The sequence below is a fragment of the Phyllobacterium zundukense genome (assembly GCF_025452195.1).
GTDB classification, from domain to species: Bacteria; Pseudomonadota; Alphaproteobacteria; order Rhizobiales; family Rhizobiaceae; genus Phyllobacterium; species Phyllobacterium zundukense_A.
Map to the genome: position 1 here is coordinate 2,447,384 of NZ_CP104973.1, position 24,128 is coordinate 2,471,511.

Annotated in this window: 26 protein-coding genes and 1 riboswitch; of the genes, 19 read left to right on the top strand and 7 right to left on the bottom strand. The window is 56.4% G+C overall.

The window, feature by feature from the left end:
- Nucleotides 1-38 precede the first annotated feature (38 nt).
- The 8 genes from N8E88_RS24395 (at nt 39) to N8E88_RS24430 (ending at nt 9,348) form a co-directional block, all read left to right on the top strand.
- Complete coding sequence (locus N8E88_RS24395; protein ID WP_262292843.1) at nt 39-1,166, top strand: sugar ABC transporter substrate-binding protein; 1,128 nt, start codon at nt 39-41, stop codon at nt 1,164-1,166.
- A 74-nt stretch (nt 1,167-1,240) separates the two neighbouring features.
- Nucleotides 1,241-2,782, top strand: coding sequence for a sugar ABC transporter ATP-binding protein (locus tag N8E88_RS24400; RefSeq protein WP_262292844.1), 1,542 nt, complete (start codon nt 1,241-1,243; stop codon nt 2,780-2,782).
- A 50-nt stretch (nt 2,783-2,832) separates the two neighbouring features.
- Nucleotides 2,833-4,845 carry an ABC transporter permease gene (locus N8E88_RS24405; RefSeq protein WP_262295606.1) on the top strand — a complete coding sequence of 671 codons (2,013 nt, stop codon included), beginning with the start codon at nt 2,833-2,835 and terminating at the stop codon, nt 4,843-4,845.
- An 11-nt stretch (nt 4,846-4,856) separates the two neighbouring features.
- The gene (locus N8E88_RS24410) at nt 4,857-5,663 is read left to right on the top strand and encodes an SDR family oxidoreductase (RefSeq protein WP_262295607.1); all 807 of its coding nucleotides are present in this window, start codon (nt 4,857-4,859) and stop codon (nt 5,661-5,663) included.
- Between the two features lie 7 nt (nt 5,664-5,670).
- Nucleotides 5,671-6,618: a 3-hydroxyacyl-CoA dehydrogenase gene (locus tag N8E88_RS24415; RefSeq protein ID WP_262292845.1), complete on the top strand. Its 948-nt coding sequence runs from the start codon at nt 5,671-5,673 to the stop codon at nt 6,616-6,618.
- Entirely contained in the window at nt 6,615-7,577 is a 963-nt protein-coding gene (locus tag N8E88_RS24420) for a 3,5-dioxohexanoate:acetyl-CoA acetone transferase (RefSeq protein ID WP_262292846.1), read from the top strand. Before N8E88_RS24415 ends, N8E88_RS24420 begins: the two co-directional genes overlap by 4 nt.
- A 6-nt stretch (nt 7,578-7,583) precedes the next feature.
- Entirely contained in the window at nt 7,584-8,459 is an 876-nt protein-coding gene (locus N8E88_RS24425; protein ID WP_262292847.1) for an SMP-30/gluconolactonase/LRE family protein, read from the top strand.
- Between the two features lie 10 nt (nt 8,460-8,469).
- A complete protein-coding gene (locus tag N8E88_RS24430; RefSeq protein ID WP_262292848.1) occupies nt 8,470-9,348 on the top strand; it encodes an SMP-30/gluconolactonase/LRE family protein in 879 nt (292 codons plus the stop codon).
- A 26-nt stretch (nt 9,349-9,374) separates the two neighbouring features.
- Here the strand turns inward: N8E88_RS24430 and N8E88_RS24435 are convergent, their stop codons facing one another.
- From N8E88_RS24435 to N8E88_RS24450, 4 genes are all read right to left on the bottom strand, one after another.
- Nucleotides 9,375-10,085, bottom strand: coding sequence for a hypothetical protein (locus N8E88_RS24435; RefSeq protein ID WP_262292849.1), 711 nt, complete (start codon nt 10,083-10,085; stop codon nt 9,375-9,377).
- A gap of 36 nt (nt 10,086-10,121) precedes the next feature.
- Complete coding sequence (locus N8E88_RS24440) at nt 10,122-10,472, bottom strand: hypothetical protein (RefSeq protein ID WP_262292850.1); 351 nt, start codon at nt 10,470-10,472, stop codon at nt 10,122-10,124.
- A gap of 118 nt (nt 10,473-10,590) precedes the next feature.
- Nucleotides 10,591-11,172 (bottom strand): histidine phosphatase family protein, encoded by a 582-nt coding sequence (locus tag N8E88_RS24445; RefSeq protein WP_262292851.1) that lies wholly within the window; start codon nt 11,170-11,172, stop codon nt 10,591-10,593.
- 30 nt (nt 11,173-11,202) lie between these two features.
- A complete protein-coding gene (locus tag N8E88_RS24450; protein ID WP_262292852.1) occupies nt 11,203-12,093 on the bottom strand; it encodes a fatty acid desaturase family protein in 891 nt (296 codons plus the stop codon).
- Between the two features lie 317 nt (nt 12,094-12,410).
- Between N8E88_RS24450 and N8E88_RS24455 the strand changes: the two genes are divergently transcribed.
- From N8E88_RS24455 to N8E88_RS24485, 7 genes are all read left to right on the top strand, one after another.
- Entirely contained in the window at nt 12,411-12,755 is a 345-nt protein-coding gene (locus tag N8E88_RS24455) for a RidA family protein (RefSeq protein ID WP_262292853.1), read from the top strand.
- A gap of 375 nt (nt 12,756-13,130) precedes the next feature.
- On the top strand, nt 13,131-13,406 hold the full coding sequence (rpsU, locus tag N8E88_RS24460) for a 30S ribosomal protein S21 (protein ID WP_114428684.1): 276 nt from the start codon (nt 13,131-13,133) through the stop codon (nt 13,404-13,406).
- Nucleotides 13,407-13,619: 213 nt separating this feature from the next.
- The gene (locus tag N8E88_RS24465; RefSeq protein WP_262292854.1) at nt 13,620-14,189 is read left to right on the top strand and encodes an NADPH-dependent FMN reductase; all 570 of its coding nucleotides are present in this window, start codon (nt 13,620-13,622) and stop codon (nt 14,187-14,189) included.
- A gap of 45 nt (nt 14,190-14,234) precedes the next feature.
- Nucleotides 14,235-14,351: riboswitch (TPP riboswitch) on the top strand.
- A 181-nt stretch (nt 14,352-14,532) separates the two neighbouring features.
- Nucleotides 14,533-16,356: a phosphomethylpyrimidine synthase ThiC gene (gene thiC, locus N8E88_RS24470; protein ID WP_262292855.1), complete on the top strand. Its 1,824-nt coding sequence runs from the start codon at nt 14,533-14,535 to the stop codon at nt 16,354-16,356.
- Between the two features lie 4 nt (nt 16,357-16,360).
- A complete protein-coding gene (thiO, locus tag N8E88_RS24475) occupies nt 16,361-17,326 on the top strand; it encodes a glycine oxidase ThiO (RefSeq protein WP_262292856.1) in 966 nt (321 codons plus the stop codon).
- On the top strand, nt 17,323-17,520 hold the full coding sequence (gene thiS, locus N8E88_RS24480) for a sulfur carrier protein ThiS (RefSeq protein WP_262292857.1): 198 nt from the start codon (nt 17,323-17,325) through the stop codon (nt 17,518-17,520). Before thiO ends, thiS begins: the two co-directional genes overlap by 4 nt.
- A 210-nt stretch (nt 17,521-17,730) precedes the next feature.
- A complete protein-coding gene (locus tag N8E88_RS24485; RefSeq protein ID WP_262292858.1) occupies nt 17,731-18,504 on the top strand; it encodes a thiazole synthase in 774 nt (257 codons plus the stop codon).
- A gap of 15 nt (nt 18,505-18,519) precedes the next feature.
- On the opposite strand, the gene N8E88_RS24490 is transcribed toward N8E88_RS24485, so the two are convergent.
- Entirely contained in the window at nt 18,520-18,969 is a 450-nt protein-coding gene (locus N8E88_RS24490) for an RrF2 family transcriptional regulator (protein ID WP_262292859.1), read from the bottom strand.
- A gap of 291 nt (nt 18,970-19,260) precedes the next feature.
- Between N8E88_RS24490 and N8E88_RS24495 the strand changes: the two genes are divergently transcribed.
- The 4 genes from N8E88_RS24495 to cysW all read left to right on the top strand — a co-directional run bounded on the left by N8E88_RS24495 (nt 19,261) and on the right by cysW (nt 22,448).
- Nucleotides 19,261-19,464, top strand: coding sequence for a hypothetical protein (locus N8E88_RS24495; protein ID WP_262292860.1), 204 nt, complete (start codon nt 19,261-19,263; stop codon nt 19,462-19,464).
- A gap of 199 nt (nt 19,465-19,663) precedes the next feature.
- Nucleotides 19,664-20,671: a sulfate ABC transporter substrate-binding protein gene (locus N8E88_RS24500; RefSeq protein WP_262292861.1), complete on the top strand. Its 1,008-nt coding sequence runs from the start codon at nt 19,664-19,666 to the stop codon at nt 20,669-20,671.
- Between the two features lie 90 nt (nt 20,672-20,761).
- Nucleotides 20,762-21,598 carry a sulfate ABC transporter permease subunit CysT gene (gene cysT / locus N8E88_RS24505; protein WP_262292862.1) on the top strand — a complete coding sequence of 279 codons (837 nt, stop codon included), beginning with the start codon at nt 20,762-20,764 and terminating at the stop codon, nt 21,596-21,598.
- Nucleotides 21,599-21,722: 124 nt separating this feature from the next.
- Nucleotides 21,723-22,448: a sulfate ABC transporter permease subunit CysW gene (cysW, locus tag N8E88_RS24510; protein WP_262295608.1), complete on the top strand. Its 726-nt coding sequence runs from the start codon at nt 21,723-21,725 to the stop codon at nt 22,446-22,448.
- 4 nt (nt 22,449-22,452) lie between these two features.
- On the opposite strand, the gene N8E88_RS24515 is transcribed toward cysW, so the two are convergent.
- Nucleotides 22,453-23,013: an alpha/beta hydrolase gene (locus N8E88_RS24515; RefSeq protein WP_262292863.1), complete on the bottom strand. Its 561-nt coding sequence runs from the start codon at nt 23,011-23,013 to the stop codon at nt 22,453-22,455.
- A gap of 158 nt (nt 23,014-23,171) precedes the next feature.
- Nucleotides 23,172-24,122, bottom strand: a complete 951-nt coding sequence (locus N8E88_RS24520; protein WP_262292864.1) for a lysylphosphatidylglycerol synthase domain-containing protein — start codon at nt 24,120-24,122, stop codon at nt 23,172-23,174.
- Nucleotides 24,123-24,128: the final 6 nt, after the last annotated feature.

Below are 24,128 nucleotides of genomic sequence, written 5' to 3' on the forward strand. Positions count from 1 at the left end.
CGCTCGGAGATGTTTTCCTGTGTGAGGGAGGAACTATAATGGGAATTGGATCGATCATCCGGCGCGCAGCCGCTTGCGCCTGTCTCGTGTCAAGCATGGCCATGATCGGCCACGCCGACGCTGCGGAAAAACACAAGATTTTTCTGAGCATGAGCTTTATCGGCAATGACTGGCAGGCTGAAGCCGCCAACATGGTCAAGGCCATGGCAGCCCACAAGAATTACGCCGACAAGGTCGACCTGCAAGTCCAGGTTGCCGGACCCAATGCGCAACGGCAGATTCAACAGATCAACGCCATGGTCCAGGCCAGTGCTGAAGCCATTGTCATTTTCCCGATTTCGCCGACCGCGCTCAACCAGGTCGTCAAGAATGCCTGCGACAAGGGCGTCAAGGTATTCGCCTATGATGGCGAGATCACCGAGCCCTGCGCCTATAATATAGCGATCGATCAGGAAGAAGCCGGCCGCGTGACAGCGGAATGGCTGGTCAAGAAGCTCAACGGCAAGGGCAATATCATTGCGATTACCGGCGTGCCCGGAACATCGGTCGACAATCTTCGTACGAAGGCGGCCAAGGAAGTCTTCGCCAAACATCCTGATATCAAGATCGTCGGCGAAGCAGTTGGCATGTGGAGCCAGGCTGTCGCACGCACCGAACTCTCGAAGATCCTCGCAACCCGCAACTGGGACGACATCAACGGACTTTGGATGCAGGTCGGCTGCTTTACCGCAAATTCGATGCAGCTCGAAGCAGGCAAGAAGCCCGAGCAGCTTCTTCCATGCGCAGGCGAGGGGTCGAATGGCGGACGTATCCAGATGCTGCCGGCAGGAACCGAAGCCGAGGGTGCGACATCTCCCTATGCACCCTTGGGCGCGCCGCGCATTTCCTATGCGTCACCGCCATATTCGGGCGCTCTCGCGCTGAAGCTTGCCGTCGATGCGATCGAAGGCAAGGAAGTGCCGAAGAAGACTGTACTGCCGCTGCCTCTGGTCACCAACGAGACCATCAAGCTCTGCCAGGAAGGTACGTGGCAAGAAATGAAAGACGGCTGCAACGCATTCAAGCCGTCCATCGTCTCCAATCCGGGCTGGTTTGCGTCGATCTTCTCGGAAAAGACGCCCGAAATCGGTCTTAATGCAGCATTGGTCGGTCAACCCGAGAACTAAGCGCAGGCTTGCGCGGAGTGGCTACCGCTCCGCGCAATTTGGCTTATCCCGATGATTTGAGCAGGACCGGTGGGATGAATTCTCCATTCGAACAATCCGCCATTGAAGTGACCGATATTCGCAAGGCGTTTGGCGCCACGGTTGCCGTCGATGGCGTATCCTTCCGCGTCGAGCCTGGAAGCACCCATGCTTTGCTTGGCGAAAACGGTGCGGGCAAATCCACGATTGTCAAGTTGCTATCGGGACTGCTGCGGCCCGACGAGGGGCACATATCGGTCTTTGGCGAAAGAGCAGCGCTCAATGCCCCAAGGGCGGCGCATGGGCTCGGCGTCCAGACCGCGTTTCAGGAAATGACGCTGGTCAAGGACTTGACGGTGCTCGACAATATGCTGATGCCCTATGCGCCGATGGGGATAACCGGCATGATCAAGCGGTCTGCGGCGCGTCAGGCCATAGCGCAACATTTGCAGGAGATCGAGTTTGCGGTCGATCTCGATGCTGAAGTCGGCACGCTCGACCTTGCCATCCAGCAAAAGATAGAAATTGCCCGCGCGCTTTACCGCAAGCCACGAATTCTTCTCCTGGACGAGCCAACATCGACGCTTGCGGGCAGCGACGTTGAATGGCTGGGCCGGATCATCGCGAAGCTGAAGTCGGCTGGCACGACCATCGTTTTCATCACGCATCGTATGCGCGAGGTGCGAGCCTTCTGCGATACGCTGACTATCTTGCGCAACGGCCGGCACATCACCACGTGCCCAGTTGCCTCCATTACTGACGGACAAGTTATCGAAAGCATTGTCGGCCGGTCGATAGCCCAGACTTTCCCGGCGCGGCCCAAAAGCGATGCCGCATTTGGTGCGCCGGTGTTGGGCGTCCGCAATTTGCAGGCCGGCCACAAGCTGCGCGATGCGAGTTTCGATTTGCGGAAAGGCGAAATCCTCGGCGTTGCCGGCTTGCAGGGCATGGGCCAGCTCGACCTCTTCCTGACGTGTTTTGGCATGACGCAGGTGAGCCATGGCGATATCCTTGTCGATGGGCGCAGGGTCCGGTTTGGTTCGCCTGCAGATGCGCTCAAGCCCAATATTGCGATCGGGCTGGTGCCTGAAGACCGAAAGACGGAGGGCCTGTTCCTGAAGCTTAGCGGAACGCTCAATGCATCCTTGCCGGTGATTGACAGGTTCTCACGATTTGGACTGATACAAAGTGATCTTGAACGCCAGGCGGTGCGTTCTGCTTTCGGTACGGTCGAGGTTGATCAGCGCGCGCTCTGGACCAGGGCGGGTGCTTTCTCCGGAGGCAACCAGCAGAAAATTGCAATCGCCAAATGGCTTGTCGCCCAAAGCCGTATCCTGCTGCTGTTCGATCCGACGCGCGGTATCGATGTCGGCACCAAGCACGAACTTTACGTCATGATGCGCAATTTCACAGACGCTGGAGGTTCGATCCTTTTGCATTCGACCGAAATTCCAGAGCTCGTGCATTTGTGCGACCGGGTTCTGGTTCTTTATGACGGGCGGATTGCGGCATCGCTGTCGCGCGATCAACTGACTGAAGCATCGATCATGCGGCCAGCCCTTGGCCATGACAGCGCAGCAAAAGAGGCCGCCGAATGACGATGACGACCTCGACTGTCACGAGCCGTAACTGGACTTCCCTGTTCAACATGTCGCCTGAGCGGCGCAGCGTACTCATCGCCATCGCCGTGTTTCTTGGCCTGCTTGGTTTGGTAGATTTTGTCAGCAGCGGACCCCTCAGCTATTTTGACGTTTCGTTCCTTTCGAGCGGCGGAGCAACGTCGGCGATTGCTGCAATCGGACAAACGATCGTCGTTCTTTCCGGCGGTTTCGATCTGTCGGCCGGGGCGGTGATTTCGCTGGTCAATGTGGTGTTGGCGCAAGGCATGGACCCAGCGGCGGCACAGACAAGCGTCGTGTATTGGACCTGTGTCGGAATCGGCGTTGGCATGCTGACCGGCGCCTTCAACGGCGTTTTCATCGCATTCTTTCGGTTGCAACCCATCGTGGTCACGCTGTCGACCATGTTCATCATCCAGGGTCTGACGCTGCTGGTAATGGACAAGCCCGGTGGCTTCGTCGCACCTGACCTCGGCACGTTTTATCTTGGTGACGCCATACCCGGCTGGCTGCCCATGCCGCTGGTGGTGATCGGGGTCGTTCTTCTCGCCTGGCTCTGGCTGAAGAACACGCGGTTCGGTACGGCGATCTATGCGGTCGGCAGCGATCCTGATGCGGCTGCCGCCATTGGTGTGAGGGTCAAGCTCACCAAATTCCTGGTCTATGTCATCGCTGGCGGCTGCTATGGGTTGGCCGGCGTCTTCATCAGCGCGCAGACGGGCAGCGCCGATCCACTGGTTGGCAATCCGCTGCTCCTGTCAATGTTCGCGGCCGTGGTCGTTGGTGGCACGCGCCTCGGCGGCGGACGCGGGGGACCGCTCGGCACCGTCTTCGGCGCCTATATCCTCATGATGGTCGTGAATATTCTCCTCGTCCTCAATGTGTCGGCCTACTATTCGACCATCGCGGAAGGAACCATCCTGATCCTTGCAGTCCTCGCTGGGTCGATCTCGTATAGTTCGACCCTCGCCAAACAGCTGCGCGGTGCGCGAGCGCAGTACAACGCCTGGCGTCAGGGCCTGCTGCCCTCGCAGCTCGACCGCACCGACCGGCGGATGAAGATGCCATCCTCGGCCGAAGGCAAACCGGTAGCGTCGTCATTCCTTTCGCGCAACAGCGAGACGATCCGCTATGCGCTGCCTGCGTATTTGTGTCTGCTCGCCGTTGTCATAGTGACTCAACTCTGGCTCGGCCGGGCGATCCTGAACCCGACCTACTGGAACTCGCTGGCAGTTCTGTCCACCTTCCTCGCCATACTGGCTTTGGGGCAGGGGACGGTGATCCTGACTGGTGGCCTCGACCTCTCGGTTCCCTGGACTATCGGCATAGCGGGCATCCTGCTCGCAGGTATCGTCAATGGTTCCGACGCGGCTCTCGTCTACGCTTTGCCCGCCGTTCTTCTCATCGCTTGCCTCATTGGCTTCATCAACGGCATAGGTATCGTCGTGCTTGGTATATCGCCGATCGTCATGACCCTGGCAATGAACGGCATCCTGCAGGGGGTCGCGCTGGTCTATTCGCAAGGAACGCCAGCGGGATTTTCATCGCCGATGCTCCGCTGGTTCATGACGGGCAAAATCTGGGCTGTAACGCCGGTCGTCCCATTCATGGTGCTGTTCATTGTCGCCGCCGTGTTGTTGCTCGGCAGGACAGCCTTCGGCCGCAGGGTCTACGGCATTGGCAATGGACTACGCGCGGCGCAGCTTTCAGGCATCGCCGTCGGACGCACGCTTATTCTTGTCTATGTGCTTTCAGGTCTTTGCGCCGGGCTTGTCGGGGTATTGCTCACGGGCTTCTCGGGGCAAGCAAGTCTTGGCATGGGCGACGATTATCTGCTGCCGTCGATCGCGGTGGTGGTGGTCGGTGGAGCACTGATCACCGGCGGACGTGGTCACTATCTCGGCATGCTGGGAGGGGTGTTGCTGCTCACCGCACTGCAAATGTTCCTGGCGGGAACGACCTTGCCGTACGCTACGCGGGCGATCCTCTTTGGTCTTGTGGTGCTTGGTGCAGTTATGGCGCTTCGTGAGAAGCGGTCTTAGGAGGACGAATGATGAATAAAATTGCTCCGGCATCTGCGGAAGAATTCCTGGGTGGTTTGCGCGATCAACGAGTGCTGGTTACCGCAGGAGCCTCAGGCATCGGCTACGCAATTGCCGCAACGCTTTCACGGCTCGGCGCACGCGTCGCGATCTGCGACATATCCCAATCGCTGCTGAACGAGGCGCAGAAGAGCATTTCGCCGGCTCACGCAACGCTCGCTGACGTGTCGCGCGAAGACGATGTCGACCGGATGTTCGAGGAGGTGTCCTCTTCCTTAGGTGGTCTCGACGCGCTTATCAACAATGCCGGCATTGCCGGTCCGACGGGTGGTGTCGATGAGATCAGCACCGAGGATTGGCGCCGCTGTATCGACATCTGCCTGACCGGGCAGTTCCTCTGCGCGCGGCGCGCCGTGCCGATGCTCAAGGCATCCGGAGGCGGATCGATCGTCAATATGTCATCCGCGGCCGGCAAGCACGGCTATGCTTTTCGCACGCCATATTCGGCGGCCAAGTTCGGGGTGATAGGTTTTACCCAAAGTCTCGCCAAGGAGCTCGGGCCGCATGCGATCCGCGTCAACGCGATCCTGCCTGGCATTGTCGAGGGACCGCGCATCGAAAACGTCATCAGCAACCGGGCCAAGCAGCTGGGCATCTCGCATGAGGAAATGACCGAGCGCTATCTTGAGAACGTTTCGCTGCGGCGGATGGTCAGTCCCTACGATGTCGCGACCATGGTCGCCTTTCTGCTTTCCAATGCCGGTGTCAACATTTCGGGCCAGTCGCTCGGCGTTGATGGCAATGTCGAAACTCTGTGAGGTAGTGATGCAAAAGACAGCGATCATTGGCAGCGGTTTCATCGGCAGAGCATGGGCCATCAGTTTTGCGCGCGCGGGCTATCAGGTGAGCCTTTGGGACCAAGCGCCGGACGCCGTGGCCAAGGCCCGCGGTTACATTGCCGATGTGCTCGCCGACCTTGAGCGGAACGACCTGCTCAACGGGAATTCGCCGGAAGCCGTGCTGTCGCGGATCGTAGCTGAAACTGACTTGGCGAAGGCGCTGGAAGGTGCAATCCACATTCAGGAAAATACCCCGGAGAATCTCGAAACAAAGATCAAGGTGTTTTCGCTCCTCGACGAACATGCCGATGCCTCGGCGGTTATAGCGAGCTCGACGTCGGCCTTGCTGCCATCGAAATTCACCGAGCATCTGAAAAACCGACAGCGTTGCCTCGTGGTCCACCCGATCAATCCACCCTATCTCATCCCTGCGGCCGAAGTTGTTCCGGCCCCCTGGACCTCGGGCGAGGTCGTGGAACGAACTCGTGCGTTTTTGATTGCTGCGGGTCATGCACCGCTGGTTATGAAACGCGAACTCGACGGGTTTATCATGAACCGAATGCAGGGCGCCCTTCTCGAGGAAGCCTTTCGCTTGGTGGCCGACGGGTATGCGACAGTCGAAGATGTCGATATCGGCATTCGGGACGGGCTTGCCCTCCGCTGGTCGTTCATGGGGCCATTTGAGACGATCGATCTCAACGCACCGGGCGGCGTGCGCGACTATGTCGAGCGCTATCAGATAATCTACGAGCGGCTGTTTCCGCAGATGCAGCGCCGTGTCGACTGGGCGGGCGATGTGCTCGAGACCGTCGAGGCCGGCCGGCGCGAAAAGCTGCCGCAGGAGCAGCTGGTCGATCGCCAGGTCTGGCGCGACCGGCGTCTCATGGCGCTTGCGGCGCACAAGAAGAAATCAACGCAGGAGTTCGGACAATGAGCGAGACGACACGAGTGACAAGCGGTTCGAGCGCAAAGGGCAAGGTCATCATAACCTGCGCCATAACCGGTGCGATCCACACGCCGACAATGTCGCCCTATCTGCCAATCACGCCCGACGAGATAGCGAAGGAAGCGCTCGCCGCAGCAGAGGCGGGTGCCGCGATCCTGCATCTCCACGCGCGCGATCCGGAAACCGGCAAACCGGACCAAACCCCGGAGGCATTCGCCAAATTCCTGCCGCGCATCAAGCAGAACACCAATGCCGCGATCAATATCACCACCGGCGGCAGCCCTTACATGAAGGTTGAGGAGCGGGTCAAACCGGCGGCAACCTTCAAACCGGAGGTGGCTTCGCTCAATATGGGTTCGATCAATTTTGGGCTCTACCACCTCGTCGACAAATATAAGGAGTTCAAGTTCGATTGGGAGAAGCCGCATCTGGAGGCCACCCGCGATCTGGTATTCCGCAACAGTTTCAAAGACATAGAGTATATTCTTGCGACCTGCTACGATAACGGCACGCGATTCGAGTTCGAGTGCTACGACATCGCGCATCTCTACAATCTCGCGCATTTCGCCGATCGTGGGTTGGTAAAGCCACCATTCTTCGTGCAGTCGGTTTTTGGGCTTCTGGGCGCGATCGGTACGCATCCCGAAGATGTCGCGCATATGAAACGCACAGCAGACCGGCTTTTCGGTGAGAACTATCGCTGGTCGGTGCTCGGTGCAGGATCGAGCCAGCTTCGCATCGCTGCACAGGCGGCCGCGCTCGGGGGTAACATTCGGGTTGGCCTCGAAGACAGTCTTTGGGCGGGTAAGGGCAAGTTGGCAAAGTCGAATGCCGAGCAGGTTTTGCTCGCGCGCAAGATCATCGAGGGGCTCGGCATGGAAGTGGCGACCCCCGACGAAGCGCGCGCGATCCTGCAACTCAAGGGCGGCGACAAGGTCGCGTTCTAGGAGGGGATGATGCTGCGGATCGAGGTTTTCAGCGAAGATCGCAATCAGCTGGGCGAAGGTCCGCTATGGGACGTTGAGGAACAACGGCTTTACTGGATCGATTCCTACGCACCTGCGGTCTATACCTGCGATGCAAAGGGTGGAGATCGCAAAAGCTGGAACCTGCCGGAACCGGTCGGCTCGCTGGCATTGCGGGAAAAGGGCGGTGCCATCGTTTCGTTGCGCAATGGGTTTCACACGCTGAATTTTGAAACGGGCGCCGTCGAGCTGTTGCATGAGACCCATCCGGGCGAGCTTCGACCGCGCCTCAACGATGGAAAGGTTGACCGCCAAGGGCGCTTTGTTGCCGGTTCGATGGATTTCGAGGAGCGCGACCCGGTTGGTACGCTGTTTCGTCTTGACCCGGACCTTTCGCTGCACACGCTCGATACGGGCATCATTTGCTCCAACGGGCCCTGTTTCAGTCCCGATGGAAAGACACTCTACTTCGCCGACAGCCACATGAAGGCGATCTACGCCTATAGCTATGACACCGCGTCGGGCACGGTCGGATCGCGGCGCGTGTTTACGAGCTTTGATAATCTGCGCGGCTATCCAGACGGTGCGACTGTCGATGCGGAAGGATATGTCTGGAGCGTCGAGGTCTATTCTGGACGGCTCATCCGGTTTGATCCGAACGGTGTGATCGACCGGATTGTCGGTCTGCCGGTCCAATCGACGACGAGCATCACGTTCGGCGGCCCGGATCTCGATATCGCGTATGTCACGTCGATGGCCCGGCCGTTCAACAATCAATATCACCGCGAACGCGAGGCGGGCTGCATGTTTGCCGTGCATGGACTCGGCGTGCGCGGTCTGCCGGAACCGCGTTTCAAGGGATGAGGGAGGAAACATGAAAATCGATGTGGTGGTGGACGTAAAGACTACACTGGGTGAAGGCCCGCTGTGGGATGTCGAACAGCAGCGGCTTTACTGGATCGACAGTTTTGATGGCCGCGTATTTCGAGCGACGGCCGATGGCCGGGAAATCCGCTCCTGGGATGTGCCGATGAAGATCGGCTCGATGGCGCTGCGCAAAGATGGAAATGGTGCCATCGTGTCATTGGCGCGCGGATTTCATCTGCTCGATTTCAAGACAGGCGATGTCGAACTCATCCATGACCCGGAACCGGACAAGTCGGAAAACCGCATCAATGACGGCAAGGTCGACAAGCAGGGAAGGTTTATTGCGGGCTCAATGGACACGATGGAGAGCGGTCCGAACGGCGCACTTTATCGCGTTGATCCTGACCTCAGCATACACAAGCTCGATGATGGGATCATTGTTTCCAATGGTCCATGCTGGAGCCCGGATGGAAGCCTGTTCTATTTCGCCGATTCATGGTCGGGCGAGATTTGGGTCTATGACTATGACCAGGCGACGGGAAATGTGTCCAATCGCCGGACCTTTACCAAGATCGACACATCGAGAGGCGGTGCCGCCGATGGCTCGACGGTCGACGCGGAAGGTTGCCTCTGGAACGCGCAGGTCTATGACGGCAAGGTTGTCCGCTACCGGCCCGACGGAACGGTGGACCGCGTCATCGACATGCCGGTGAAGAAGGTTACCAGCATCATGTTCGGCGGTCCGGATCTGGATATCATCTATGTGACATCCATGGCAAAGCCGCCCTTGCCAAGATTTCCGGGAGATGGCGTTTTGCGCGGCAGCCTTTTTGCGATAACAGGGCTTGGTATCAAAGGTATACCGGAGCCGCGGTTTGCAGGCTGAGAATCCGGCCAACGCGAGTGTAGATCCTAGAACCTTATTTGAGAGATGATCCTTGCACGCTGTCGCGTCGCGACAGGTGCTGTCTCCTGCGGCAGGCGAAAGCTGCGTCTGGTTAGTTGGGATGAGCCGGGGATTGCCGCTTCTGCCGCGGCCACGTCCTCGGGCTTGACGATCAAATCCTTGCAAGCACCGGTCTCGTCCCACAATCTTTTGGCGACAAAGCTATCAACGGCTGTGGTGACCGCACCTGCGGCAAGATCGTTAGACTGTACCCGTTTTTCTGCAATCAAAGCATGAATTGCTTCGCCCAAAATTTCGGCGGAATCGCGGAACGTCACATCGCGGACCTGGTCGAAACGCGCGTTATCTTCACCATCGACGATGCAGTGACGGGCCGTAAAGATCCAGTCATGGATCATGTATGCCGGCGCATAACCCCACGGAGACAATCCTTTGAAGACCTGGGCGATCTTGGGGATAGACCCTCCATCCGTATACATCAAGCCAGGGCGAATGACCGAACCGGGGCGTTGGGGATCGGAACGCCGGAAAATCAGAGGGTCGCCCGGATCGGGCACGAAAAGGAACCTCCCGTCGCCGCTTGATCCTCCTTCGCCGACCCACATGACGAAAAGACTGCCGGCAAAGCTCCCGGTCGGGAGTTTTGAATAGTCGACGGAAGCGCAAGCGCTCAGAACTACAGACAATAACAGCCAAACGACGATCCGAATGAACATAGGTTTGTTTCCCGCATGTGCCTGTAGGCCGTCTACTCAACGCTTTTCGGCAGAGTCATCCTCGTTGCCAGAATTGACATCGTTCGAGCTCAAAGCCGCAGCAATTTGTCCGGCGGTCACTCTTTCGCGCATCGTTGGTCTGGAGCCGTCCTCGGTTATGTCCCTGAACTCGAGGCTGATTTCCCGGTTGGCAGCGACGGCTGCGATGAGGTCTGGATCACGCATGCCCCGATCAAAAAACATCATGACATTTCGTGCCAGCCGGTTGGCGCGCGGATCGGTCTTTGGCGACCTCTTCAGCAGCGCCGAAGCTTGCGCAAAGGCGTGCTCCATTATCTGCCAATCGGCGGACGAATAGGTCAGTTCTTCCGTTCGAGAAAAAGGCATGGTTCCCCCAAAAGTCCAGCCGTCTCTTTACGTAATCAGATGATCATGGGCATTTCAATGGATATATATCTGCATAAGAGGGCCCGGCGCCGGAATCCCTTCAATCAGCGGAATCAAGTCACTTTTGATTCCACCTTCTTATGACGGGTTCAGTGAGGTCGTGTTCATAGCCCAGGATACTTATGCTCGCCGTATCGAGGACGAACAGTCCACCAGCTTCAGGTGGTAATCCGAGCCAACGTGCTGCAAGGACTCTCAAGAAATGAGAGCTCGAGAATATCAGAATCGTGCCATCGGTTTGGCGGAGCTGGCCAATAATCAAATCCGCCCGTGCGCCCACATCCGATGACAGTTCACCGCGCGGACAGCCATCTCGGAACAGACGCCATCCGGGATGTTCGGCGAGAATCTGCTTCGTCGTCAATCCCTCATATGCCCCGTAGTCCCACTCTGCCAATTCGTCCTTCGTCACGGCCTGCGAGCCAAATCCAGCAAGCGCGCACGTCTTCGAAGCACGTTGTGATGGACTTGACCACACAGCGGAGAAAGTCAGGCCCGATAGACGGGCGGCGATATGGCTAGCAGCCTCTTCCCCAACCGGTGTCAGCGGTATGTCTGTACGACCCGTATGCTTGCCGGAGGCACTCCATTCTGTTTCTCCATGGCGAACGAGATAGATCTCCGGAAAAGCGCTGCTCATGTGTACCCCTTTGATAATGAGAGCCGAGCGTCAACGAATCTGCTCGATGTATTTGGTGTGGAACCGGACGTAGCCGTCCTCGGTCTGTTTAAGCTGCGTTTCGATTAACGCATGGAATTCAGGCAGTCTGTAAAAAGGCACACTTGGATAGGCGTGGTGTTCGGCATGATAAGGCATGTTCCATGCAAGCTTGCGCACCAGCCAAGTCGTAGTGGTTGTCCTGCTGTTCTCGAGCATGTTGGCGACATAGGGGCATCGGCCATGCTCGGCCAGAAGATAAATACGCAGGAAAGGTTGTCCCAGTACCGCCGGCAGGACCCATATATACACAAGGACTGCCGTCTGCAGGTAGACGGAGACAGCGATCATGCAGACATAGACCGCAATCATCATTCCTGCCTCGCTGCGGACTTTCCGATGACCTTTTGCTGGCACGAATGGATCGCTGCAATGTCCCGAGGCGTTTATCACAAGCGTCTTGATGTGGCTCCACCAAACGGGAATGCCGGACAGGTGCACGAGATATTGCCGCATGGTTTCTGGCTTGGGGGACATCAACTCAGGATCGTTCTCGGGATCCTGAGTGAAGCGGTGGTGGGCCAGATGAAAATAACGAAACCAGTCCGAGGGCAGCACAAGCAGGACGCTGCAGACGCGCGCGACGCAGTCGTTTAGCCAATCCGTCCTGAATGGCGTGCGGTGGACGGACTCGTGTTGAAGGGTAAAGAGGAACACGACCAGAATGCCCTGCGGTATCATCAAAAGCGGCCATAGAGGCGCCCTCACGGCAATCAACCATCCGAGAAGAATGATTGCGCCCCAATGGAAGGCGAGTTGAAGAAGGCCCGCAAGGTCTGATTTGGCGGTCAGACGATTGCGCTCCTCCGATGTCAACGATGCAATGACAGTCCGGTGGTCCATGCGGCAATGATAATCGAACGAGGCACTTATTTATACAACACTGTCGAATGTCTGGACGTGAAATTTGACTCTCCCGCATGTGCCAAATAATGTGGCGCCGAATCGACTGTTGTTGATGTCCATTGATCGTCGTTATGGGCAGAAAATCATTCAAAATCAAAGCGCTATGATGTTCAAATAATCCTAGTGCTCGATCCGCGGGTCAAGGGCCAGATCTGTAACCACGCCACTATCCTTTGAAAACAGGGCCTTATGGCCCTTTTTCATGCACGCAGGGCAAGTATCGGATTGCCAGCAAATCGTTAGAGGAGATTTCCATGAGCATTCGCCGTATTGAAGTTGGTCCACGCATGAGCCAGGTCGTAGTCCATGGCAACACGGCCTATCTCGCCGGCCAGGTCGGCAGTCCAGGCAAGAGCGTAACCGAGCAGACCAAGGATGTCCTGGCCTCGATCGACCGCCTGCTCAAGGAAGCCGGCACCGACAAATCCAAGCTGTTGCAAGCTATCATTTGGCTCGATGACATGAAGGATTTCGGGGAGATGAATGCTGTTTGGGATGCTTGGGTCGACCCGGCAGATACCCCGGCGCGTGCAACGGGCGAAGCCAAGCTTGCAACACCGGAATACAAGGTTGAAATCATTATCACTGCCGCGATTTGAGAGAATCCACCCTGATGGCCATCTGATGCGATTTTCTGCGCTTCCGGTGCTCATGGACGAGAATGTCCACTGCGCGCCGGTTCTCGAAAACCACACCAGCTGTCTCATCAAGCTGAATTCTCTGATTCGACTCTTGCATAATCCAAATTTCGCCAATCCAGTCGGATCACAAAATTATCCCCGCTGAGTCACCAGAATAGTTGGCGTCGTGGCAGGAATACTCAAGTAAATTGCTTGAGCGCACTGGATTTTTGGCGCGGAAATGAATAGAGTCCGCGCTTCTCCGGATTGCCGTAGTGGCAATTCTTCAAACGCTTGTCTGATTGTGGCTCATCTCCTTCCGCAAGGCGAGACAAGCATGGGTAAGGAAAACGATTGCAAGTTCTCGTCCGTGATAACAATGTTGAACAGGCCCTTCGGGTCCTGAAGAAGAAGATGCAGCGGGAAGGTCTCTTCCGCGAAATGAAGGCGCGCCAGGCTTTTGAAAAGCCATCCGAGCGCCGTGTCCGTGAAAAAGCAGAAGCCGTTAGCCGTGCCCGCAAGGCTGCACGCAAGCAGGCTCAGCGCGAAGGCCTGTTGCCGGGTCCAAAGAAGAAGGAACGCGTTGCCCGTCCAGCTGGCAACAATGGCAGTGACTTCAACAACCGATAATTCATGACCGGTTCATCCGGTCATTTCATAAGCGCGACAGAACCCGCATGGTCCAGGCCGTAGCGGGTTTTCGTTTTTAAAAACCTTTCGATAACTTCATTTTGATGGTCATCCGAAGCCATATAGCCGGTTTCCAATAAGTGCCTGCTTGTGCTGTGGCCGCGGCTTCCTATTCATACCTCACAGAATCATCCCGTATGGAGACAGGTCGAAATGGCACTCAAGCTCAATATCATCATAGCTAGCACGCGGCCGGGTCGCGGTGGTCCGGCGGTTGCAAACTGGTTCAGTGAATTTGCCAAGCAGGATGGCCGCTTTGAACCTGTTCTCATCGACCTTGTTGAGATTAACCTGCCGATCTTCGACGAACCGAATCATCCCAAGATGAAGAAGTATGAACACGCTCACACGAAGAAGTGGAGTGCGATCATCGATTCAGGCGACGCTTATGTCTTCGTCACGCCGGAATATGATTACAACGCCCCGCCGTCCTTGACGAACGCGTTGATCTATTTGTTCCAGGAGTGGAGCTACAAGCCGGCGGGTTTCGTCAGCTATGGTGGCGTATCGGGTGGGCTGCGTTCCGTTGAGTCCGTGAAGGGACTGATCGCCGGCCTGCATATGATGCCTATCCCAGAAGGTGTGCCTGTTGCGAACTATCGGCAATTCATCAATGACGAAGGCGTGTTCCAGCCAAGCGATCTGATGAAAACCGGTGCAACGACGATGCTGACCGAATTGCTCAAGTGGGCGACGGCTCTCAAACCTTTGCACACTTCGTGATCTATTGACCCGCTTGACAAGTGCGTCATCAGCGGGTCACATAAACACATTCACCAGGGGGGTCCCGACAAGGGGCTGAGATACTGCTGGCTTTTGCAGCGCAGTGACCCGTTGAACCTGATCCAGTTCATACTGGCGTAGGGACGGTGCAAAAGTCTTCGCATAGAGTGTCTCGGCACTCGGTCTCTGTTCAGACTCGCGAACTCCTTTCATCCTTCCGGCACAGAACTGGGTTTCCACGCACTTGCTGCGCCATGCGTCCGTTTGGATGGACGCCTAAAGGTCGCAGCAACACTTTTAATGGCTGGTGATCCTTGGGGTCATGAGCGGGCAAAGGAACCTGATGATGACCGTTTTTAATCCAACTGTTTCAAACACGCCGACCGTTTCGACAGGAGCACTGCCGGCCTCGACCAAAATTTACAAGACCGGACACATTCATCCAGATATCCGCATCCCCATGCGCGAAATTGCGGTTCATCCGACTGCGGGTGAGCCCAACGTCACAGTCTATGATTCGTCAGGTCCGTATAGCGATCCGTCAGCAGAAATCGATATTGCCAGGGGCATCCCGCGTGTTCGCGAAAGCTGGCTCGCCGCGCAGGGTAATGTCCATTCCTATGATGGCCGCCGTGTCATTCCGGCGGATAATGGCTTTGCCACGGGCGAACGGCTGACGCCGGAATTTCCCATCCGCAACAATCCGTTGAAGGCAAAGGACGGCAAAGCCGTTACCCAGCTTGCTTATGCACGGGCAGGTATCATCACGCGGGAAATGGAGTATGTCGCGATCCGCGAAAATCTGGGCCGGGAGAGTGCAAAGAATGGTGTGATGCGCGATGGCGAATCGTTCGGGGCATCAATCCCCGATCACGTGACACCGGAATTCGTCCGCGAAGAGATAGCGCGAGGCCGGGCAATCATTCCTGCCAATATCAATCATCCCGAGCTTGAGCCGATGATCATCGGGCGCAACTTTCTGGTCAAGATCAACGCCAATATCGGCAATTCCGCAGTGACATCTTCGATGGCCGAGGAAGTGGAAAAGATGGTCTGGGCTACGCGGTGGGGCGCGGACACGGTGATGGATCTCTCCACCGGGCGCAATATTCACAATATACGCGAATGGATTATCCGGAATTCGCCGGTGCCGATCGGTACGGTGCCGCTCTATCAGGCGCTGGAAAAGGTTGATGGCATTGCCGAGAACCTCACATGGGAGGTTTATCGCGACACGCTGATCGAGCAGGCGGAGCAGGGGGTAGATTACTTCACCATCCATGCCGGCGTGCGATTGCATTACATTCCGCTGACCGTGAACCGCGTCACGGGCATTGTCTCGCGCGGCGGTTCGATCATGGCAAAGTGGTGCCTGCACCACCATCGCGAAAGCTTCCTCTATGAGCATTTCGAGGAGATCTGCGATATCTGCCGTGCCTATGATGTGAGTTTTTCGCTGGGAGATGGACTGCGTCCCGGCTCGATCGCCGATGCGAATGACGCGGCACAATTCGCCGAACTGGAAACGCTTGGCGAACTCACCCAGATTGCATGGGCCAAGGATTGCCAGGTGATGATCGAGGGCCCCGGCCATGTGCCGATGCACAAGATCAAAGAGAATATGAACAAGCAGCTCGCAGTTTGCGGCGAGGCGCCATTCTATACGCTCGGACCGCTCACGACGGATATTGCGCCCGGTTATGATCACATCACGTCCGGCATCGGTGCCGCGATGATCGGCTGGTTCGGTACGGCGATGCTTTGCTATGTAACGCCGAAAGAGCACCTTGGTCTGCCGAACCGCGACGATGTCAAAGTCGGCGTGATCACTTACAAGATTGCCGCTCACGCTGCTGACCTTGCCAAGGGGCATCCCGCAGCTCAATTGCGCGATGACGCGTTGTCACGGGCGCGTTTTGAGTTTCGCTGGGAGGATCAGTTCAACCTGTCGCTCGACCCGGAAACGGCGCGTCTCTACCACGATGAAACATTGCCCAAGGAAGCGCATAAGGTGGCGCATTTCTGCTCGATGTGCGGGCCGAAATTCTGCTCCATGCGGATCTCTCACGACATCCGTGCCGAGGCGCAAAAGGAAGGCATGGCTGCCATGGCGGAGAAATTTCGCGAGGGCGGCGATCTCTATATGCCGTTGAACAAAGGCGCCTGAGGGAATGAACGTTCTCGTAAAGGGTTCTGGCGTGGCCGGTTTGTCGGTCGCCCACGAATTGAGGTCACGCGGCGCGCGCGTGACGGTGGTCGACCCGCAACCGGGCAGTCGCGCGGCTGCATCCTGGTTTGCAGGGGGGATGCTTGCGCCTTATTGCGAGCGGGAAAGCGCCGAGCAGACAGTTGTCGAGCTCGGGCTTGGTGCCGCTGACTGGTGGGAAGCGGCGCTGCCCGGCTCCGTGACACGCAATGGTACGCTGGTTCTGGCGCCAGTCCGTGACGTCAGGGAGCTTGAACGGTTCGGCTCGCGAACTTCAGAGTTCGAGTGGGCTGACGAAGATACTATTGCAACGCTGGAGCCTGACCTTGCCGGGCGTTTCCGCAGGGGCCTGTTTTTCAAGGATGAAGCACACTTTGATCCTCGACACGTCTTGATCAGCCTTGCGGCGAAACTGGCGGAAGCAGGCGTTGCATTCGAAACCGATCCAGTGCGGACCGCGACAACCGGTTTCGATCGGACCGTTCAGTGCACCGGCTATTCCCGCGAAGATCAGACCATGCGCGGCGTGCGCGGTGAAATGCTGACCCTGCGTACCTCAGATATCTCCTTGTCACGTCCTGTCAGGCTCGTTCACCCGCGCTTTCCCATCTATGTCGTGCCTAGGGTGGATCACACGTTCATGGTTGGTGCAACGATGATCGAAAGCGACTCGGCGGGTCCGATCACCGTGCGCTCGATGATGGAATTGCTGAACGCGGCCTATAGCCTGCACCCCGCCTTCGGTGAGGCCGAGATCGTCGAAACTGGGGTGGGCATTCGACCTGCCTATCCAGACAACCTGCCGCATGTCATGCGCGAGGGTAACACCATCAGCATCAACGGGCTTTACCGGCACGGTTTCTTGCTTGCCCCAGCGATGGCCATGCAGGTGGCGGACATGGTTTTGAATGAAAGGACAGCAACCCGATGAAACTTCTCGTCAATGGAGAACCGCACGATGTATCGGCGCAATCGCTCGATGCTTTGCTTGCCGAACTGGAGTTCGAAGGCGAATGGCTGGCGACGGCAGTCAATAGCGAGTTGGTCCGGGCGACCGAGCGGCAGGACTGCCATTTAAGCGAAGGCGACCGCATCGAAATACTGACACCCAAACAAGGCGGATAGAATGAAGCGTGATCACTACATGAATTTATTAGCGGTATTGCCCATGTGCGTGGTTCGACAAGCTCACCATGAGGGAGATTTGTGGACTGCAAGTGCAACCATCGACGCTTCAGGACTTGATTCCTTGCAGACAAACCATTTCCCTCATGGTGAGCTTTTCGAACCACGCACATCGGTGATGCAGCCAATTGCGCGCGCTGGGTGGATGACATGTTGAATTTTTACGGGGCAAACGTGTCCTCACGCGTGTTGCTGGGAACAGCGCAGTATCCTTCGCCCGCCATCCTTATGGATGCAATCAAGGCATCCGGCACGGAAATTGTCACCGTCTCGCTGCGGCGGGAAATGGCAGGTGGCAAATCCGGCGACAAGTTCTGGTCGCTCATCCGGTCGCTTGGAACGCATGTACTGCCGAACACGGCCGGATGTCATACGGTGAAAGAAGCTGTGCTCACGGCGCAGATGGCAAGGGATGTCTTTGCGACCGACTGGATCAAGCTCGAAGTCATTGGCAGTCATGATACGTTGCAGCCGGATGTCTTCGCACTGGTCGAGGCTGCCCGGATATTATCCGATGACGGCTTCAAGGTGTTTCCCTATACAACAGACGATCTGATAGTCGCCGAGCGGCTGCTGGAAGCGGGTTGCGAGGTTTTGATGCCATGGTGCGCGCCGATCGGCTCGGCGCTCGGCCCGCTCAATTTGCATGCACTGCGTTCACTACGGGGCAATTTCCCCGACGTTCCGATGATTGTCGATGCGGGTCTCGGGCGTCCATCCCATGCTGCGACGGTCATGGAACTCGGGTTTGATGCCATCCTGCTGAACACAGCCGTAGCGAAGGCCGGCGATCCCGTAGCAATGGCAAGCGCTTTCGCCAAGGCAGTCGATGCAGGGCATGCGGCCTTTCACGCAGGCATGCTGGAGCCTCGCGACGTTGCCGTTCCGTCAACACCCGTGATCGGCCGGGCGGTTTTTACCTGATGGTGCGAAGTTGGCTTAGCTATCAAGCAACTCTGCGACTTTACGGTTATCGCCGTAAATGAGGCAATCGGCGATCGTCGTCTTGTCCAGAACCGCACGGGTGACATTGGCGACTTCATTGAAGACGTGGCGTATTTCGCATGTCGCTTCGTCCTGGCAATCCTCGCAGCGGCGATAGGCAATCTTGCTCAGGCAGGGCAGAGGAGCAATCGGACCATCAATGAGGCGCAGCACCTCGCCGAATGTAATTTCTTCGGCCGGCTTTAGCAGCAGATACCCGCCCATCTTGCCGCGACGGCTTATCACTATACCCTGGTGCTTCAGATCCAACAGTATCTGTTCGAGAAACTTCTTCGGGATATTCTGTTCTTCAGCGATATCCGAGATGAAGAGAGCTTTCTCGGCATCTGCTCTGGCCAGAACGACGAGCGCCCGCAGAGCATATTTGGCCTTTTGCGATATCATTTCTTCTTTGCCTGGCTACCGGTGTGGTGCAGTCATAGTCCCCCGGGTCGGATTTTCTAGTGTAAAAATGTTAAAAAATAAGTTTTTTTGCGGCCGAGGAATGTCTTAAAAATGGTATGTAAGGCGCTGAAAAATAATAATTCATTAAGAAGTTGGTGCCGACGGCGGTGCGGGGCCCGTAATTCCAATACACGATTAAATAGGTAGAGATTATTGACAAATGATTTCAAGCCGTCATCATTGGCCATCGGTTGACCTAAAGGCAACTGCACTCTGCAACCGGATTGTTTGATGGAGGTCGCAATGTACAGTGAAGTATCAGGTATATTTAACCGGGCAGAACGCCTGTGGCGGAACGTTTTTGCGGCTGAAACTCTTGAGTGGAATGCGAGCGATCCCAAGCAACGTGATCGCGAAGAAACCGTGGCCAAGAAAAACCGCAACTGGACCGAGGAGGACTTCCTCTGGTGCTGGCAGCACCGCGGATTTTGGTGACAATTCCACCAGCTTGCCTTCCAGGCACGCGGCTTGGGCCGCAGTTGACCGGCCAGCTGTGTTCAGCTCTGTTTGCAGTATTTGATTTCAACTGGCCCAACTATATTAGAAAATAAATTCTTTCGCATCGACGATTTTACCGCCACTCTCGCAAAAAATGTCCGACACCTTCGTGCGGGCGAGGCCGCGGGAGTATTCAATGAAAAGACTGTTTGTATATGCTGCTCTGGCTCTCAGCGTGAGTTTGACGCCGGTCAAGGCTGCAGACGAACCCACCGAGATTCTTAATGTTTCCTACGATATCTCGCGCGAACTTTATGGGCAGATCGACAAGGCCTTTACTGCCAAATATAAACAGCAATCCGGTAACAATATCACGGTCAACCAGTCGCATGCGGGTTCTTCCAAACAGGCCCGCTCGATCCTCGAGGGTCTTGAAGCCGATGTCGTCACTTTCAACCAGGTGACAGATGTTCAGGTTCTGCATGACAAGGGCAACTTCATTCCCGCCGACTGGCAGTCGCGACTGCCGAATAACTCTTCGCCGTACTATTCTTTGCCGGCGTTTCTCGTGCGATCCGGCAACCCGAAGAATATCAAGAACTGGGATGATCTGATTCGCGATGACGTGAAGGTCGTTTTTCCGAACCCCAAGACCTCCGGCAACGCACGTTACACCTACCTGGCGGCTTATGCCTTTGCGCTTGAAAAGTTCAATAAGGACGACGCCAAGGCGCAAGAATTCGTGAAAAAGCTGCTCGCCAATGTGCCGGTGTTCGACACAGGTGGCCGTGGATCAACGACGACCTTTGCCGAGCGCGGTATTGGTGACGTACTGATCACCTTCGAGGCAGAAGTCCTCGGAACACGCAAGCAACTCGGCGAGGACAAGTACGAAGCGGTTGTCCCGCCCGTGAGCCTGCTTGCTGAGTTTCCGGTCACAGTGGTCGACAAGGTCGTGGATAAACGCGGCTCGCGCGCGATCGCGGAGAATTATCTGAAGTTCCTCTATTCGCCGGAGGGGCAGGATATTCTCGCGCAGAACTACAACCGTGTGAACGACGAGACGGTGAAGGCGAAATATGCATCGCAATTTCCGGAAACTCGCCTGCTGACTGTCGAAGATGTCTTTGGCGGTTGGGCAAAAGTGACCAAGGATCAGTTCTCCGAGGGCGGAACGCTTGACAAGGTGTTCACCAAGCGCTGAGCCTGACCGGAACGCAGTGCGATTCAGAGCCGCGCTGCTTTCTTTTCAACCTGCGCTTGCGTTCATCCGAGCATAGGCTAGAAACTGCTCATGTTTTCACGTTCCAGTCAGCGAGGAATATTGCCGGGTTTCGGTCTCACTCTTGGTGTGACCCTGCTTTATTTCGTCATCATCGTTGCGCTGCCGCTTTTGGCCATGTTGTACAAATCCGTCAACCTTGGCTGGGCCGACTTCTGGAGCATCGTGTCCTCGGAGCGCGCGCTTGCGACCTACCGCATTACCGTCGGTTCAGCGGCGCTTGCAACAGTGCTCAACGCGATTTTCGGTGTATTGCTGGCTTGGGTTCTGGTTCGGTATGATTTTCCGGGACGGCGCCTTCTCGATGCGGCGGTTGATCTGCCTTTTGCGTTGCCGACTGCGGTTGCCGGGCTTGCGTTGGTCACCGTATTTTCCTCGAACGGCTGGTTTGGCCAATATCTGGAGCCGTTGGGAATAAAGGTTGCCTATACGCCGCTGGGTATTGCCCTTGCGATGATGTTTACCAGCATTCCTTTTGTTGTCCGGACAGTGCAGCCGGTGCTGGAAGACGTTGCCGCCGATGTCGAGGAAGCCGCGAGGTCGTTGGGCGCCACCAACTGGCAGATATTCGCCAGGATTATCTGGCCAGCGATTTTTCCGGCATTCATTGCAGGATGCAGCCTTTCCTTTGCTCGCAGCCTTGGTGAGTTCGGCGCGATAGTTTTCATCTCCGGCAATTTGCCATTCGAGACGGAAGTCATGTCTCTTCTCGTGTTTATCCGCCTCGATGAGTATGACTACCCTGCAGCCGCAGCATTGGCGACCGTGATGCTGGTCACTGCGTTCGTAATGCTTTTTGTCACCAACTCAATTCAAGCCTGGCAGTTGCGTTATGCAGACCGCAACTAGTCTCGTTTCGCCAGCGGCTATAGGACAACCGTCGCGACCGCATGGCATAAAGCCTTCGCGACTGTCGCAGCGTTTGCTGACTACCTCGGCCGTCGTCCTGTCGATCCTGTTCATCGGCGTGCCTATGGCAGCGATTTTCACCTATGCTTTCCGGGAAGGTATTGCGGTCTATTTCTCGCAGATCGCGCAACCCGCAACTCTACACGCAGTCTGGTTGACGGTTCTCACGGCGATCGTCGTGGTGCCCATCAATATGATCTTCGGGATATGTGTGGCGTGGCTGGTGACGCGGTTTCGTTTTCCTGGCCGGCAGTTGCTGATTACCCTGATCGAGATACCCTTTTCGGTATCGCCGATCGTCGCTGGTGTGACTTATCTGTTTCTCTATGGGAGCCAGGGCCTTCTTGGGCCGTTGCTTGAGAGTTACGACATCAGGATCATGTTCACTGTTCCTGCGATATTTCTTGTGAGCCTGTTCGTAACGAGCCCGTTCGTGGCACGTGAGCTTATTCCGTTGATGCAGGCGCAGGGTAGTGAGGACGAAGAAGCTGCGATCACCCTCGGTGCGACCGGGCTGCAGACATTTTTCTATGTCACATTGCCGAATATCCGCTGGGCACTGCTCTATGGCGCGGTCCTTTGCAATGCTCGTGTTATGGGCGAATTCGGTGCTGTTTCCGTTGTTTCGGGCGCCATTCGTGGTCAGACCAACACATTGCCGCTCCAGATTGAACTTCTGTTCAATGATTACAATGTCACCGGCGCGTTTGCTGCCTCATCGACACTGGCCTTGATCGCCGTCGTGACGCTCATCCTCAAGTATTTGCTTGAACGCAAGCAAACGAGTTAGAGCCTTATGCTGCTCGTTGAGCGCGAAAATCCTGCTGCGGTCTGCGCATTGCATCCGCCAGAATATGCGCTTCCGGCCATGAGCCGAAGCCGCTTTCAATATTGATGTGTCCGGCATTTTTCATATCGACAAAGCCCGAGCCCCAAACACCGGCCAGAGCTTCTGCCTTGTTGAATGACATATAGGGATCGTTGCGGCTGGCGACCACGATTGAAGGGAAGCCAAGCTTGTGGCGTGGCAGGGGCGCAAAGCTGCGGAACTTGGAATCCTGAACGGCCATACGTTCGGCGTCGGCTGGCGCAACCAGAACTGCACCCGCGATATGCGCTGCCGATGGACGGCTGGCGAGATGCGTGACGAGAACGCAGCCGAGGCTATGCGCGACCAGCACAGCGCCGGGTGTTTCGGCAAGGGTCGCCTCAAGAATATGAAGCCATTGACATAGGACCGGATTGTCCCAGTCGTCTTGTTCGACAAGGCGCGCCGTTTCGTCCTCCAGCAGCCATTGCTGTTGCCAGTGGCCTTTTTCGGACCCGCGATATCCCGGAATGATCAATGTCGTCATGCGCCACCACTCCTTTTGTGTAAATTGCCTGGAGACGAATTCGTAATGTCGCCTCAAAATAGGGTGGCTACGTTGATCCATGAAGGAACAGCGCACTAAACTCGGTCAGAAATGGAAAATATTCCCTGCGCGAATGGCGGTCATCGTAAAATGACCCGTCAGGTATCGCTGTCTTTCTTGTACCAGCGCAACAGCAACTGCGAGCGTTCAAAATAGAGTACGACAAGCAGCGATAGGGCAAATGGAATCAACAGGTAGAACAAGCGGAAAATGATAAGCGCGGCCAATACGTCGGCCTGATTCATATCGGGCAAACCGGTGAGGAAGACCAGTTCCAGTACGCCGAGACCGCCGGGTGCGTGGGAGATCAGCGCCGCGGAAAATGATACGAGAAAGATCCCGAGTATAATGAGAAAGCCGGGATTGCCTGCTGTGGGAAGCGTAAAATAAATGATAGCGGCGGCACCGATGAGCTCCAATGGCCCGACGATCAGTTGCTGGGCGACCACTGGCAAACGCGGATATTCGAGCGTAAAGCGCCGAATGCGCAGCGGCCGAAAATGCAGCCAACTGCCGAACACATAAAGCATGACGATTGCCAAGGCACCGAAACCCAGCACATAGCTCAGGGAAATCGGCAGCTCGGCATTGAAACGCTGAAGGAGATGCGGCTCCAAGAGCAGAACGACTGCACTCAGTGTCAATACCCCCAACATGAAGGTGAATGAACAGAAGGCTATGAGCAGCGCGATCTCAGGGCCGCTCATGCCTTGCGAGGAATAGGCGCGATACCGAACCACAGCTCCAGAGAGAACCGAAGCGCCGATATTGTGCGAAAGTGCGTAGGTGGTGAACGAACAGAGCGCGATGAACAACCAGGAAATCTTGCGGCGCAGGTGTAGCAGCGCAATGCGATCATAGCCGGCCAAGGCGGCGTAGGCGACGAGGGATGCAAGGCCTGCCAGAATCCAGCGATGTGCAGGAATGGCATAAAGGCTATGAATCACGTCATCCAGCGAGATGCTCCGCAGCTCCTTGTAAAGGAGCCATACGGAAATCCCGACGGCGGCCAGCCCAACGACCGGCCATACGTAATCCTTTAATTTCATGCTTTT